We start from the raw sequence: 14,784 nt of genomic DNA on the forward strand, positions 1-14,784 counted from the left end.
TCACCGGAAAGCGGTGGTGCGGTCGAGAGATGGGAGCAGGATTTTCCAAGAGTGGCGCATTTTCCTCCAAGTGATCTCGCAGGTCACAGGACTAGCTTGAAGGTATTCCAACAGTCGGGTCCATAGAGGAGACAGCTGTGTCGGACGAGTCAATACCCCGGATCGCGCTGGGCAGTTGGGCGTTCGCCTTCGGCCCGTTCGCCGCCGATCCCTGGAGTTTCGACCGGCTGTGCGGCTATGCCGCCGCGGTCGGCTACGACGGCGTGGAGATCAACGGTTTCCGTCCGCATCCGCACGACGAGGACTTCACCGCGGCCGACTGCGCACGCCTGCGGGACCGGCTCGCCGAGCAGGGACTGGGTGTCTCCGCCTACGCGCCCGACTTCAATTCCACCCCGCCCGCGGACGTACCCGCCGCCGACTACCTCGCACGCATCGAGTCCGTCCTGGCCTTCTGCGAGCGGCTGGGCGTCCCGGCGCTGCGGGTGGACTCGGTCTCCCCGCCCGGCCCAATGGACCGGGAGCGTCTCGGGCACCTGGCCGACACCTGGCGCCGGGCCGCCGACCGCTGCGCGGACGCCGGGGTGCGGATGGTGTGGGAGTTCGAGCCGGGCTTCTGGCTGAACCGGCCCAGTGAGGTCCGGGAACTGATCCACGCCGTGGCCCACCCGAACTTCACCGTCCTGTTCGACACCTCGCACGCCTACGCGGGTGCGGTCGCCGGCGCCCGGCACGGCGACGACCCGGAGGTGCTGCCCGGCGGGGTCGCCGAGTACGCGCGCATGCTCGCTCCGTACGTCGGTCACCTGCACGTCATCGACGGAGACGGTTCGCTGCACAACGGGGAGACGAGCGAGCATCTCCCGTTCGGCGAGGGCAAGATCGACCTCGACGAGGTCGTCGGCGCCCTCGGCCGGTCCGCGCTCGAACTCGACTGGTGGACGGTCGACATCTGCTTCTGCCCGACCACCGAACGCGACGCCGCCACCGCCGTGCCCTTCGTCCGCGCGCTCGCCGACCGGGCCCGCGTGAGCGGAGCGACCCGATGAAGGCGGCGGCGATCACCGCACCGGGCCGGGTCGAACTCGTCGAGCGGGAACGCCCGCACGCGCACCGCGACCTCGTGGTCGTCAAGATCCTGATCGCGCCCATGTGCACCGAGTTCAAGGACCGTCGGGCCGGAAACCTCGGCGATGCGCTGGGGCACGAGGCCGCCGGGATCGTCGAGGACGCCGGCACCTCCACCCGGGTGCGGGCGGGCGACCGGGTGGTGGTCATGCCGCAGAACGGATGCGGCACCTGCTCGCTGTGCACGGCGGGCGAACACATCCACTGCCGGAGCGGACGGGACGTACTCGCCGAGAGCGGGAACGGCTACGGCACCGCCACCTACGCCGAGTACGTTTTGAAGCCGGACTGGCTGCTGCTCCCGGTACCGGACGACATCCCACTGCACCGAGCCGCGCTCACCGTGTGTGGACTGGGTCCCGGGTTCACCGCGCACACCAGGATGAACACCGGCGCCTCGGACACCGTGCTCGTCTCCGGCTGCGGCCCGGTGGGGCTGGGCGCGATCGTCCACGCGAGGGTGCGCGGGGCGCGGGTGCTGGCGCTGGAGACCCAGGAGTACCGAAAGAAGCTGGCGGCGGACCTCGGCGCCGTCGAGGTCCTCGACCCGCGTGCCCTCGACCCGGGCGAGTTGGCCGAGGTGGACGCCGCCGTCGAGACCAGCGGCGCCCCGGGAGCCGCGAGCCTCGCGGCCCGCGCGCTGCGCCCCCGTGGCCGCCTGTCCGTCGTGGCCTGGGGCGGCGAGGTCGTACTGCCACCGCTCGTACCGATCGGCGCCGACGTCTTCGGCTGCTGGCACTGGAACCACCAGCGGTACGCCGATCGGATGTGGACGACCGTGCGCGCCGCGGCCGAGGTGCTGGACACCGTGGTCACCGCGCGGTTCCCGCTCGACGAGGTGTCCGCCGCGATGGATCTCCAGGACACCGGGGAGTGCGGCAAGGTGTTCCTGCTCCCGCACGGACCGGAGGGCCTGCGATGAGCACGATCGTCATCCTCGCCGGTGAGGGCGAGTACGAGTCCCACCGCACCATGAAGACCTACGCCGACGACGTGCGGGCCGAACTGCCCGACGCGAAGCTCCACTTCCTCGTCCCGGACGTGCTCGACGACTATCCGGAGTTCCCCGCCTCCACGTTCGGCGACCTCGGTGTACTGGCCGACGCCGACCTGCTGGTGATCTACACCCGCTTCCGCGTCCTGCCCGACGAGCAGATGGCCCAACTGACGGACTACGTACGGCGCGGCGGGAACGTACTGGGCCTGCGCACCTCCACGCACGCCTTCCACTACTCTGACGACTCACCGTGGGCACCCTGGAACGAGGGCTTCGGCCGGGACGTGCTCGGCTCGCCCTGGGTGAGTCATCACGGCCACTCCTCGCGCACCACGGTCACCCGCGTACCCGGCGAACATCCCGTCCTCGCCGGCCTCCCGGACCGGTTCACCTCCCGGTCCTGGCTGTACCGCGTGCGCACCCAGCCGGACTGCCGGCCCCTGCTCCACGGCGAACCGATCGCTCCGGAGGACGCGCCCACCGCCGGCGCCGTCGCGTGGGTACGGGAGCGCCCGCGGGGCCGGGTCTTCTACACCAGCCTCGGCCACCCGGACGACTTCGCGCTGGAGGCGTTCCGACGGCTGCTCGTCAACGCCACGCGCTGGTGCCTGGGTTGAGAGGGAGGAGCCCACAAGTGGAACTGGCGTACACCGAACACGGCGTGGGTGAACCCCTGGTCCTGATCATGGGGTTGGGCGCGCCCGGCACCGCGTGGGAGCCGCACACCGCGGCCTGGTCACGGAGTTTCCGGTGCCTGGCCGCCGACAACCGGGGCGCTGGCAAGTCACCGGCCCCGCCCGGCCCGTACACCACGGCCGCGATGGCCGACGATTACGCGGACCTCATCAAGGGGCTGGGCCTGGGGCCGGTACGGGTCGTCGGGATATCGATGGGCGGGGCGATCGCCCAAGAACTGGCGCTGCGCCACCCGGAGTTGGTGTCGCGGCTGGTGCTGGTGGCCAGTTGGGCCCGCTGCGATCCGCACACCGCGGAGATCTTCCGGACGCTCCCGCTGATCTGGGACCGCCCGGAGGCCGCGACCGCGTTGTTGCAGTGGCTGATCTGGACGCCGGGATGGTTCGCGGCGCACGAGGACGAGTTGCTGGCCGAGCGGACCGCGCCCGGCCGGATGTCCTGCTCCGCGTTCGGTGCCCAGGCCGCCGCCTGCGTGAGCCACGACGCGCTGGACCGGCTCGGCGGCATCCGGGTGCCGACCCTGGTGACCGCGGGGGACGCCGACCTGTTCGTCCCGCCCCGGCTGACCCGCGAGCTCGCCGAAGCCGTCCCCGGCGCGACCCTGGAGATCTTCTCCGGCGCCGGCCACACCCACCACTGGGAACAGCTGGACCGCTTCAACACGATCGTCGAGGAATGGCTTCTGGGAGAGGAACGGCCGCTGTGACCGACATCCGCTTCGCCTGCCAGACCTACAGCTGGCAGATGACCGTCGACGCCTACCGGGGCCGACTGGACCACATGATCTCGGTGAGCGCGAAAGCCGGGTTCGCCGGGTTCGAACCCGAGGTGGTGATGCTCGGCGAGGACTGGACCGCGTCCGACCTGCGGTCGCAACTGGCCGACCACGGCGTGCAGTTGGCAGCGCTCTGTCTGGTCGAGGAGTGGAGCGGACCCCGCGAGACGGCGGAGGAAGCCGCCGAGGCGGACAAGGTGATCGAGACGGTCGCCGGAATCGACGGCGCGGTCATCAACCTGTGTCAGTTCCCGGGAGCGGACCGGGCTCAACTGCGCGCCCGTCAGGACAACTTGCTGTCCTGCGTGGACGCGGTTTCCGCGCGGGCCGAAGCCGCGGGCGTGCACTGCACGTTCCACCCCAACTCCCCCGCCGGGTCCGTGTTCCGCACCGACGCCGACTACGCGTATCTGCTGGCTCAGCTGCCGGAGCGGATCGGGTTCACGCCCGACCTTGGGCACCTCGCCAAGGGCGGTATGGATCCGCTGGAGGTCGTGCGCCGGTACCGGGACCGTGTCGACCACGTCCACGTCAAGGACATGCACGCGGACGGGTCCTGGGCCCGGACCGGCGAGGGGATCATCGACATCCCGGCGGTCGCGAGGTTCCTGGCGGACACGGACTTCGCGGGCTGGATCGTGCTGGAGGACGAGTCGCCCGAGGCCGAGGCGGACCCCGACCGGGCCGTGGCCCGCAACGGGGCGTATGTGCGGGACGTACTGGAATCGGTGATCAGGTGACCTCCTCCCTGTTCGAAGGATGCGCATGAGCGACGTGCGAAAGGCGCCCATGGTCGACCTGCCCATCGCGGTGAACACGTTCGTGTGGCACTCACCGCTGACGGACGAGCTACTCAAGGGCACCCTGCCCAAGATCGCCGGCTGGGGGTTCGACGCCGTGGAGCTGCCGCTGGAGAACGTCGGTGACTGGGACCCCGCCCGGACCTCGGCGCTGTTGTCGGAGCTCGGGCTGCACTGTGTGGTGGGCGCGGTGTTCGGGCCCGGGCGTGAACTGGCGGCGGCCGACCCGGCCACGATCGACGCGACCAAGCGCTATGTCCGCGCCGCGGTGGACGCTGCGGCGGGAGTCGGCGCGGCGATGGTCATCGGCCCGATGTACACGTCGGTGGGCCGCACGTGGCGGATGTCCCCGCAGGAGCGCGCGGCGACCCTGCGGGAGCTGCGCGCGAGCCTCGCCGAATGCGCCGAGTACGCGGGGCGGCAGGGCATCGCGCTGGCCGTGGAACCGCTCAACCGCTACGAGACGAGTCTGCTCAACACGGCGGCACAAGTGCGGGAACTGATCGAGGATCTGCCCGGCAATGTGGGTCTCAACCTGGACACTTACCACATGAACATCGAGGAGCGGGACCTGCGCGCGGCCTTCCGCGTGGCCGGCGACCGGCTGCTGCACCTACAGGTCTGCGGGAACGACCGGGGCGCGCCGGGCCACGATCTGCAGGACTGGCCACTGATCCGGGACTGCCTCGGCGAGATCTCCTATCGGGGCATGGTCGGCATCGAGTCGTTCACCGCGGACAACGCGTCGATCGCCACCGCCGCCTCCATCTGGCGCCCGCTGGCGGAGTCCCAGGACGCGCTCGCCGTGGACGGCCTGCGGTTCCTGCGTGAGTGGCGGGAGGGCCGGTCATGACCGCGCATGTCCTGGGGATCGACTTCGGCACCCTGTCCGCGCGGGTACTCGTGGTGAGTGCCGCCGACGGCGCCGAACTGGCCTGTGTGGAGCATCCGTACGGGAATGGCGTGATCGACCGCGCGCTGCCCGGGTCGGGCGCCGAACTGCCGCCCCTGTGGGCGTTGCAGGATCCGCGGGACTGGCTGTCGGTCCTGCGCGAGGCGGTGCCCGAGGCGGTCGCGCGGGCCGGGATCGACCCGGCGAGCGTGGCCGGGGTGGGCACCGACTTCACCGCCAGCACCCCGCTGCCCGTGCTCGCCGACGGAACGCCTCTGTGCGTCCTGGACGGATTCGCCGAACGCCCGCACGCCTGGCCGAAGTTGTGGAAGCACCACGCGGCCCAGGCACAGGCCGAACGGATCACCGCACTCGCGCACACGTCGAAGCAGCCGTGGCTGTCCAGGTACGGCGGCAGGATCTCCGCCGAGTGGCAGCTCGCGAAAGCGCTCCAGATCCTCGACGAGGACCCCGAGGTGTGGGCGGCCACCGAACGGTGGATCGAGGCGGCGGACTGGATCGTGTGGCAGCTGACCGGGCGGGAGAGCCGGAACCCGTGCACCGCCGGTTACAAGGGCCTTTACCAGGACGGGAGTTACCCGGACGAGGGCTATCTCGCTGCCCTGGACCCGCGGTTCGCCGACGTGTACCGCACCCGCGTCGACCATCCGCTCACCGCGCTCGGCAGCAGCGCGGGCGGACTGAGCGCGCGGGCCGCCTCGTGGACCGGGCTGCCCGAGGGCACGCCCGTCGCTGCGGGCAACGTGGACGCGCACGTCACCGCGGCCGCCGCCCAGACCTACGGGAACGGTCAACTGCTGGCCATCATGGGCACGTCCACCTGCCACATGATGAACTCCGACGTGCTGCGCGAGGTCCCCGGTGCCTGCGGGGTGGTGGACGGCGGCATCGTCGCCGGGTCCTTCGGCTACGAGGCCGGGCAGAGCGGGGTCGGCGACATCTTCGCCTGGTGGGTCGACAACGCCGTACCCGAGCGCTACCGCGAACCGGGCCGTGATGTGCACGACGTGCTCAGTGAGCTCGCCGCGCGGCAACGGGTGGGCGAGCACGGGCTGTTGGCCCTGGACTGGATGGGCGGCAACCGGTCGGTGCTGGTCGACCACGAACTGTCCGGAGTGCTGCTCGGCATGACGCTGTCGACCACGGCGGTGGACGTCTACCGGGCGCTGCTGGAGTCGACCGCGTTCGGCACCCGCGTGATCCTGGACGCCTTCGGGGCCGCGGGCCTGCCCGTCACGGAGTTCGTCGCCGCCGGAGGCCTGGTCAGGAACCCGCTGCTGATGCAGATCTACGCGGACGTGACCGGGCTGTCGATCAGCGTGGTCGACTCCGCGCAGGCGCCCGCGCTCGGTGCGGCCGTCCACGCGGCGGTGGCCGCCGGTATCCATCCCGAGGTGCGCACCGCGTCCGCCGCCATGGGCCGCCGTCACCATGCCGCCTACCTGCCGATCCCGGAGCATCAGCGGGTCTACCAGCAGCTGTACGAGGAGTACGTGCGCTTGCACGACCACTTCGGTCGCGGGGGCAACGACGTCCTGCACCGACTGCACGCGCTGAAGACGAGGAGTCCCTGATGCCCGATGCCATAGCCGAGGCGCGCGCGGAACTGCACGCCCTGCACCGGACCCTCGTCGACAACGGACTGGTCGCCTGGACGTCCGGCAACGTGTCGGCCCGGGTCGCGCCGGACCTGATGCTCATCAAGCCGAGCGGCGTCCCGTACGACGAACTGCGGCCGGAGGATCTGGTGTTGTGCGACCTGAACGGCGTCGCCGTGACGGGCACGCTCCGCCCGTCCAGCGACGCCGCCTCGCACGGCTACGTCTACCGCGCACTGCCCGAGGTGCGCGGAGTCGTGCACACCCACTCCACCTACGCGACCGCGTGGGCGGCCCGCGGTGAGCCCGTCCCGTGCGTACTCACCGCCATGGCGGACGAGTTCGGCGGCGAGATCCCGGTCGGCCCGCTGGCGCCGATCGGCGACGACGCCATCGGCCGCGGCGTCGTGGAGACCCTGCGCGGGCACCGGTCCCCCGCCGTCCTCATGCGCAATCACGGGGTCTTCGCCATCGGCGACAGCCCGCGTGCCGCCGTGAAGGCCGCCGTCATGTGCGAGGACGTGGCACGCACCGTGCATCTGTCCCGGCAGCTCGGGGAGTCCGCGACCCTCACGGCACAGACGGTGGACGCCCTGCACGACCGCTACCGGAACCACTACGGCCAAGGGGACGCCTGAGTACCCTCCTACGCGTTCTTCAGGGCGCAGACGAAGTTCTCCTCGATGGCCCGCAGCCGCTTCAACTGCTCAGGCGCCTGGGCCTGGTTGATCTGCGAGGTGACGGAGAAGGTGAGGGACCGGCGCCCGTCCGGCGTGGCCGCGATCAGCTGGGTGTAGCCGGGGAAGTTGCCGGTGTGCCCCAGCACGACACCGCACCGGGTGGCGTAGCGGAAGATGCCCAGACCGGCCATGTTGGCACCGGGACCGGCGGGCTCGGACGCGCCGGCGATCCAACTCCGCTGCTGCCCCAGCACACTTGACCGCTCGTAAAGTGCCCCTCCGGCGTAACCGCGGATGAAGCGGGTCATGTCGGCCGGCGTGGAGATGATCCCGCCGGACGCCCACACGCCGGACGCGCTGAGGACCTCGCTGACGTCCTCCACCGGCGAGGGCGGCGCCACGTCATAGCCGTGCAGGTAGGGCTCGGGCATCCGGTACCCCTGCGGCAGGCTGGTGTCCCGCAGTCCCAACGGCCGGTAGACCAGCGTCCGCAGCAGCTTCTCGTACGGTGTCCCGGTCACGGCCTCCGCCATCAGGGCCACGGCGATGTTGTCGGAGTTGGAGTACACGTACCGGCTTCCCGGCTTGAACCCCAGCGGCTGATCGGCCACGAAGTCGAGCAGCCGGCGGGAGTCGAAGTGGTGGCGCGGGTCGGCGGTGACGATCTTCAGGAACGCCTCGCTGCGCGAGAAGTCCGGCAGGCCGCTGGTGTGGTTCAGCAGTTGTCGCAGGGTGACCCGGTGCCAGGCCTTGGGCAGTTGCGGAAGCCGTCGCCCCAGGGTGTCGTCGAGGTGCAGGGCATGCCGGTCGACGAGGCTGAGGGCGACGGCCGCGCTGAACGCCTTCGCGGTGCTGGCGATGCGCATGTGGTCGTCGGGCTGGGGCTTGCGGTCCGTGGCGAGGTCGGCGACACCCGCCCGCACGACGCGGGTCTCCCCGTCCTTCTGGAGAACGGCGATGAGGCCGGGCGGTCCGCCCGGGGACTCGACGAACCGGTCGGCCTGACGCTGGAGGTCGTCGCCGTGTGTCGCGGCGGTAGCGGTGGTGGCGGGGCCGAGTGCGGTCACGCAGGCGACGACGGCACAGGCGAGCATCCGGAGGGGCATGGGTTCTCCCGGGGACGGGGTGGCGGGGCAGGCCCAGCCTTTCCCTCGACCGACGGGGAGGCCTCTTGTGCTGCTGCATACGGCGGAATGCCGGTACCGGTCAGTCTTCGGCGGGATACACCTTCACGGCCCTGCCCTGGGTGTCGGCCTGCAGATGTCCGCTCACGCTGTAGTCACCGCTGAGGTAGATGTTGATGTAGGCGGGGGTGTTGAAGGTGGCACTCGGTGTGCTCAGGAGCAGATAGGCGGATTCCGGATTGTCGACGTTCAACTTCTTCTCCGCGAAGGCAAGGAGGCTGGGCAGCGCGTCCCAGTTGTAGTTGTCCACGCTCACGGGCTCGCTTTCGCCCATCAGGCTGCCGTTGCTGATGCCCGTCCGGACTCCCGAGGGCGGGCGGTACTCGTAGATGTCGTACTTGGTCCGGCTACCGGGGACCATCGCCTTCACCGACACGTAGTCCTGATAGACGGAGAGGTCACCGAAAGTGTCCCGTCCCGACTTCTTCTCGATGGCCTTGAGCGCGGTACGAATGCCGCTGGGCGTGAGCATGCCCTTGGACAGCTTCGACGAGGCCTTCGGGACCGGCGTCCCCTTGTCGGAAGAGGGAGAGGCAGGGTCGGACACGGAGCCGGAACCGAGGGACCCAGGCGTGGACGCCGAGCCGGTCTTCCCCGTCGGCCCCGCCCCCAGGGAGCCCGACCCGTCATCGCGGTCGCCCCCGAACTGCGTCACCCAGGTCAGCCCGCCGACCAGCACGACACCCGCCACGGCGGAGGCGATCACGGCGCGTCGGTTACCTGCGGAGCGGCCCGGCACAACCGTTTGGGCAGGCGGCGGAGGCGGGGCGGGTATCGCGTCCTGGGGAGTCGGGTCGGGTATCGCGTCCTGCGGAGGCGCCAGGGGGTACGAGGTGACCGGCTCCGGGACGGCCTCCGCGGCAGCGGCCAGCATCCGGTCGACGGTCGCCGCGTCGGGCCGCGCAGCGGGATCACGTACCAACACCGCGGTCAGTACGGACGTCAGGGACCCGGCCCGCTTCGGCGGCGGCACGTCCTCGTGGAGGACCGCGGCCAGCGTGGCCAGCGTCGTGCCGCGGCGCAGCGGGTGGTGGCCCTCGACGGCGACGTACAGCATCATCGCCAGCGACCAGAGGTCGGCCGCGGGGCCGCCCGCCTCGCCGGTGACGCGTTCCGGGGCCATGTAGTCGGGGGTGCCGATGATCGAACCGGTGGCCGTGAGCGCGGTGGACTCCCGGATCGCGGCGATGCCGAAGTCGGTGAGGACGGGCCGGCCGTCGGTGCGCAGGAGGACGTTGGCGGGCTTCACGTCACGGTGTTGGACGCCCGTCGCGTGTGCGGCGTTCAGGGCTTCGAGGACACCGCGGCCGAGGCGGGCGGCGTCGGCCGGGGCCATCGGGCCGCGGGCCAGGCGGTCGGCGAGGGAGCCGCCCTCGACCAGTTCCATGACGAGCCACGGGTAGGTGCCCTCGCCGCCGTCGACGATGTGGTGGATCGTCACGACGTTCGGATGCTGGACCCGGGCCAGGGCCCGCGCCTCGCGCAGCACCCGTTCCCGGAGCATCCGCGCCGAGGGCGGGTCGTACTCGGCGAGATCCGGGTCTGCGGGCCGGACCTCCTTGACGGCCACGCTCCGGTGCAGGAGCAGGTCGCGGGCGCGCCACACCGTGCCCATTCCGCCGCCACCGAGCCGTGACTCCAGCTCGAAACGCCCGTCGACGACCCGTCTGCCGCTGTCCCCCTCGTTCATGGCGAGGAGCATAAAGGACGACGTGTCGGGCAGCGGAGGGCACCCTTCCCTCTCAGCTCGTCAGCCCGGCCGCGAGGGTGGCGCCCAGCTCCCAGCACGCCTCGACATCGGACTTCTCCGGCGTCCCGGTCACGGTCACGGGCTGGGCCGCGCGCCGCCAGCCGAGCCCGGTCGTGATCGCGTCGATCGCGCGCACCGCCCCCGTGACGTCGCTCCCGCCGTGCACGTAATAGCCGAAGGGGCGGCCCTGCGTGGCGTCCAGGCACGGGTAGTAGATCTGGTCGAAGAAGTGCTTGAGGGCGCCGGACATGTAGCCGATGTTCGCGGGCGTGCCCAGCAGGTACGCGTCGGCCGCCAGGACGTCGGAGGCGGTGGCCGACAGGGCCGGCCGGCGTACGACGTCGACGCCCTCGATCTCGGGCGCGGTCGCCCCGGAGACGACGGCCTCCAGCAGGGCCTGGCAGGTGGGCGAGGGTGTGTGATGGACGATCAGCAAGGTGGGCACGTTCCGCACCCTAGGTCAGGGGGCGCCTCCCCTGAAGAAGCGGCATCTCCCAGAGGCCGTATCTCATTAAGAAACGACACCGCTGAATGCGATGAAAGGGAGTTGTTGGACTTCAGAATCGTGCGCGAGCAGAGTGAACGTCATGAACCACCTCGCGAATCCCGAGCGCTACGACGGCACCATGCGCTACCGGCGGACGGGCCGCTCCGGCCTCGACCTTCCGCTGCTCTCCCTCGGTTACTGGCACAACTTCGGGGACGACCGCCCCTTCGAGCGGCAGCGCGAGATCGCCCTGCGCGCGTTCGACTTCGGGATCACCCACCACGACCTCGCGAACAACTACGGCCCGCCCTACGGCTCCGCAGAGATCAACTTCGGCCGCCTGATGAAGCAGGACCTCGCGCCGTACCGGGACGAGCTGGTGATCTCCACCAAGGCCGGCTGGGACATGTGGCCCGGCCCCTACGGCCAGGGCGGCGGCTCCCGCAAGTACGTCCTCGCCTCGCTGGACCAGTCGCTCCAGCGGATGGGCCTGGACTACGTCGACATCTTCTACTCGCACCGCCTCGACGCCACGACTCCGCTGGAGGAGACGATGGGCGCGCTGGACACGGCGGTGCGCCAGGGCAAGGCCCTCTATGTCGGCATCTCCTCCTACGACGCCGAGCGCACCCGCGAGGCCGCCGCGATCCTCAAGGACCTCGGCACTCCGCTCCTGATCCACCAGCCCTCGTACAACATGCTCAACCGCTGGATCGAGACGGACGGTCTGCTGGACGTCGCCCGGGAGGAGGGGTTCGGGGTCATCGGCTTCACCGCGCTCGCCCAGGGCCTGCTGACCGGCCGCTACCTGGACGGCGTTCCCGAAGACTCGCGCGCCGCGGCGGGCACGTCGTTCGACACGTCCTGGCTGTCGGAGGACAACCTGCACCGGCTGCGCGCGCTCAACGACATCGCGGCCCGGCGCGGCCAGTCCCTGGCCCAGATGGCGCTGGCCTGGGCGCTGCGCGACGAGCGGGTCACCTCGCTGGTGATCGGCGCCTCGCGCCCCGAGCAGGTGGAGCAGAACGTCGCCGCGCTGGAGAATCTCGACTTCAGCGCCGACGAGCTGGCCGAGATCGACAAGTACGCCACCGACGGCGGCGTCGACCTGTGGCGCGACGCCCGGACCGGCAGCCTCGGCTGACCACCGCGCCCGGCACGGGTTCGGTCAGGACAGCACGCGCAGTGCTCCCGGCAGGACCCTGACGGTGACGGGGAGGACGGCCTCGACCTCCCCGTCCGCGCCGTAGGGCACCTCGCGGTCGGCCTCGATGCGGATCTCCCGGCCGCGCAGGATCGTCACCTCGGGCCGTCGGACGTGGGCGCCCGTCTTGAGTTCGTTCATCAGGGCGAAGAACAGCCGCCGGGGTGCCTCGCGGATCATGACGATGTCCAGGAGACCGTCGTCCACGCGCGCGTCGGGGGCGATGTGGCGTCCGGAGCCGTAGTAGCCGGAGTTGGCGGCGACCACGGTGTAGCCGGTGTGCGGGTGTTCCTCGCCGTCGACGGTCACGCGGTAGTGGGCCGGGCGCCAGGTGGTGACGGCGCGCAGTCCGCCGGCGTAGTAGGAGGCGGCACCGCGCAGCAGTCTGGCGTGGTTCGCATGGCGGTTGGCGAGCGCGTCCACTCCTGCGTACACGCTGCCGAGCACGACGGTGCGGTCGTGGACGGCCGACTCGACCTCGACGGTGTCCACCGGGCGCGGCTCGCCGTGGAGCAGTACCTGCGCCAACTCGCTTGCCTCCGTGGGGAGTTCGAGTGCTCTGGCGAAGTCGTTGCCGCGGCCCGCAGGGACGAGGCCGAGCACGGCGTCCGTTCCGCTGAGCGCTCCCCCGATGCCGCCGGCGATGCCGTCCCCGCCGACGGCGAGCACCACCCGGCCCCGACCGCCGGCCTCCCTGGCGAGTTCCTTGGCGTGGTCCAGGCTGCGGCTGTACTCGGTCTCCAGCTCGGCCCCCGCCTCGCGGAGCAGCCGGGCCACGCCGAGCAGCGCGGCGGCCGAGGCGGAGCCGCCCGCGGTGGGGTTGACGACGGCGGTGAACTGTCGCATCGGTGCGCCTCCGGGGCGGACGGGGTGTCGGTTCGGCGGTGGGTGTGTGGGTCAGCTCAGTCGAGGGGCAGCAGGACGCCGGGATTGAGCACCCCGGCCGGGTCCACGCACCGTTTCACGGCGCCCAGCGCCTCGACGGCCAACGCGCCCGCCTCCCGCACGTACCAGTCGCGGTGGTCGGTGCCCACGCCGTGGTGGTGGGTGATGGTGCCGCCCGCGGCGAGGATCGCCTCGTTGGCCGCGTGCTTGGCCAGGGTCCAGACCGACACGGGGTCCTCGCCCCGCGCCGAGACCACGGTGAAGTACAGCGAGGCGCCGTTCTCGTAGACGTGCGAGATGTGGCACATGACCAGGGGCGGGGTGCCCGCCTCGGTGAGTGTGGCGGTGAGGGCGTCGCGGACGGCCGCGTACAGGCCGGGGATGCGGGACCAGAAGGCCGCCGTCTCCAGCGTCTCGGCGAAGGCGCCCGCGTCGAGGAGCGAGTCGCGGAGGTACGGGGCCGAGTAGCGACCGTGCGCCCAGCGCTCGCCGGGTTCGGTGCCGAGGGGCGTGCCGCCGCTCTCGCGCAGGACGGCCGCGGCATGCTCCCTGCGCAAGGTGGTGTCCTCGGCCGTCCCCTCGTAGCCCGCGATCGCCACGCAGCCGCCGGCCGGGGGTGCCTCGGCGGAGCCGATCGCCTCGGGCTGGGCGAGGCCGATCAGCGTCTCGGTCTCGTCGGACAGGCGCAGCACCGTGGGGCGCGGCCCGTCCTGGGCGAGCCGGCGCAGGGCCGTGCCGCCCTCCTCGAAGGAGGCGAAGCGCCAGCCCTCGTAGACGCGGACCTGCGGGACCGGGCGGACCCGGACCGTGACGGAGGTGATGACGCCGAACGCGCCCTCCGAGCCGAGGAACAGTTGACGCAGGTCGGGTCCGGCGGCCGAGCGCGGGGCGCGGCCGGTGTCGACGGTGCCCTCGGGGGTGGCGAGGGTGAGGCCCAGGACCATCTCGTCGAAGCGGCCGTAGCCGGCGGAGGCCTGGCCGCTGGAGCGGGTGGCGGCGAAGCCGCCGATGGTCGCCCACTCGTAGGACTGCGGGAAGTGGCCGAGGGTGAAGCCGTGTTCGGCGAGCAGCGCCTCGGCTCGTGGTGCGCGCAGGCCTGCTTGCAGGGTGGCGGTGCGGGAGAACGGGTCGACGGTGACCAGTCGGTCCATCCGGCGCAGGTCGAGGGCGACGAAGGCGCCCCGGCGGCCGGGGGCGAGGCCGCCGACGACGGACGTACCGCCGCCGAACGGCACAATCGCGAGGCCGAGTCGGGCACACGCCCGCAGCACGGCGAGCACCTCGTCGTGGTCCGCCGGGAGCAGTACGGCGGCCGGGATGTCGTCGACCTCGCCCTCCCGGATCCGCAGCAGGTCGGGCGTGGACTTGCCGCGCGTGTGCCGGATGCGGGTCTCCGCGTCCGTGCGGACGTGCTCCTGACCGCCGACCGCGGCGTTCAGGGCGTTGAGGGCGGCGGGCTCCAACTCCGGCTCGGGGACGGCGATGTCGGCCAGGTCGACCGGTGCCGTGTCGCCCGGTTTCACGCCGAGCAGATCGCGCAGCAGCCCGATCACCGTGTCGGGCAACGGAGTTGCCCGGTCCGGGTCGCCCCAGCCGCTCCACAGCATGTCCATCGCTGTCGTCCTCACCGGTCGATGTCGAGCGCTCGCGCTCCGGTTCCGTTCCCCGACTTCCGTTCCTCCGCGAC

General features: G+C 71.4%; 14 protein-coding genes. 9 read left to right on the forward strand and 5 right to left on the reverse strand.

The annotated features are described in order from the left end of the window. Window positions 1-137: 137 nt before the first annotated feature. From ACWD5F_RS07685 to ACWD5F_RS07720, 8 genes are read left to right on the forward strand one after another with little or no spacing between them, the layout of a single operon-like run. Window positions 138-1,049 (forward strand): sugar phosphate isomerase/epimerase family protein, encoded by a 912-nt coding sequence (locus ACWD5F_RS07685; protein WP_451252095.1) that lies wholly within the window; start codon window positions 138-140, stop codon window positions 1,047-1,049. Next, window positions 1,046-2,050 carry a zinc-dependent alcohol dehydrogenase gene (locus ACWD5F_RS07690; protein WP_451252097.1) on the forward strand — a complete coding sequence of 335 codons (1,005 nt, stop codon included), beginning with the start codon at window positions 1,046-1,048 and terminating at the stop codon, window positions 2,048-2,050. The genes ACWD5F_RS07685 and ACWD5F_RS07690 overlap by 4 nt, the downstream gene beginning before the upstream one ends. After that, complete coding sequence (locus tag ACWD5F_RS07695; protein WP_451252099.1) at window positions 2,047-2,742, forward strand: ThuA domain-containing protein; 696 nt, start codon at window positions 2,047-2,049, stop codon at window positions 2,740-2,742. Before ACWD5F_RS07690 ends, ACWD5F_RS07695 begins: the two co-directional genes overlap by 4 nt. Window positions 2,743-2,759: 17 nt before the next feature. Further along, window positions 2,760-3,527, forward strand: a complete 768-nt coding sequence (locus ACWD5F_RS07700; RefSeq protein WP_451252101.1) for an alpha/beta fold hydrolase — start codon at window positions 2,760-2,762, stop codon at window positions 3,525-3,527. Continuing rightward, a complete protein-coding gene (locus ACWD5F_RS07705) occupies window positions 3,524-4,336 on the forward strand; it encodes a sugar phosphate isomerase/epimerase family protein (RefSeq protein WP_451252103.1) in 813 nt (270 codons plus the stop codon). The genes ACWD5F_RS07700 and ACWD5F_RS07705 overlap by 4 nt, the downstream gene beginning before the upstream one ends. A gap of 25 nt (window positions 4,337-4,361) precedes the next feature. After that, window positions 4,362-5,249, forward strand: coding sequence for a sugar phosphate isomerase/epimerase family protein (locus tag ACWD5F_RS07710; protein ID WP_451252105.1), 888 nt, complete (start codon window positions 4,362-4,364; stop codon window positions 5,247-5,249). Next, window positions 5,246-6,883, forward strand: a complete 1,638-nt coding sequence (araB, locus tag ACWD5F_RS07715) for a ribulokinase (RefSeq protein WP_451252107.1) — start codon at window positions 5,246-5,248, stop codon at window positions 6,881-6,883. The genes ACWD5F_RS07710 and araB overlap by 4 nt, the downstream gene beginning before the upstream one ends. After that, window positions 6,883-7,545, forward strand: coding sequence for an L-ribulose-5-phosphate 4-epimerase (locus tag ACWD5F_RS07720; RefSeq protein WP_451252109.1), 663 nt, complete (start codon window positions 6,883-6,885; stop codon window positions 7,543-7,545). Before araB ends, ACWD5F_RS07720 begins: the two co-directional genes overlap by 1 nt. An 8-nt stretch (window positions 7,546-7,553) precedes the next feature. Here the strand turns inward: ACWD5F_RS07720 and ACWD5F_RS07725 are convergent, their stop codons facing one another. From ACWD5F_RS07725 to ACWD5F_RS07735, 3 genes are all read right to left on the reverse strand, one after another. Beyond that, complete coding sequence (locus ACWD5F_RS07725; RefSeq protein WP_451252111.1) at window positions 7,554-8,693, reverse strand: serine hydrolase domain-containing protein; 1,140 nt, start codon at window positions 8,691-8,693, stop codon at window positions 7,554-7,556. 100 nt (window positions 8,694-8,793) lie between these two features. Continuing rightward, entirely contained in the window at window positions 8,794-10,461 is a 1,668-nt protein-coding gene (locus ACWD5F_RS07730) for a serine/threonine-protein kinase (RefSeq protein ID WP_451252113.1), read from the reverse strand. A gap of 52 nt (window positions 10,462-10,513) precedes the next feature. Then, window positions 10,514-10,966 carry a flavodoxin family protein gene (locus tag ACWD5F_RS07735; protein ID WP_451252114.1) on the reverse strand — a complete coding sequence of 151 codons (453 nt, stop codon included), beginning with the start codon at window positions 10,964-10,966 and terminating at the stop codon, window positions 10,514-10,516. Between the two features lie 142 nt (window positions 10,967-11,108). Between ACWD5F_RS07735 and mgrA the strand changes: the two genes are divergently transcribed. Further along, complete coding sequence (mgrA, locus tag ACWD5F_RS07740; protein WP_451252116.1) at window positions 11,109-12,152, forward strand: L-glyceraldehyde 3-phosphate reductase; 1,044 nt, start codon at window positions 11,109-11,111, stop codon at window positions 12,150-12,152. A gap of 24 nt (window positions 12,153-12,176) precedes the next feature. On the opposite strand, the gene ACWD5F_RS07745 is transcribed toward mgrA, so the two are convergent. Both ACWD5F_RS07745 and ACWD5F_RS07750 read right to left on the reverse strand, forming a co-directional pair. After that, a complete protein-coding gene (locus tag ACWD5F_RS07745; RefSeq protein ID WP_451252118.1) occupies window positions 12,177-13,058 on the reverse strand; it encodes a YegS/Rv2252/BmrU family lipid kinase in 882 nt (293 codons plus the stop codon). A gap of 56 nt (window positions 13,059-13,114) precedes the next feature. Next, window positions 13,115-14,710, reverse strand: a complete 1,596-nt coding sequence (locus ACWD5F_RS07750; protein ID WP_451252120.1) for an FAD-binding oxidoreductase — start codon at window positions 14,708-14,710, stop codon at window positions 13,115-13,117. Window positions 14,711-14,784: the final 74 nt, after the last annotated feature.

The organism is Streptomyces sp. NPDC002499, from assembly GCF_053595415.1.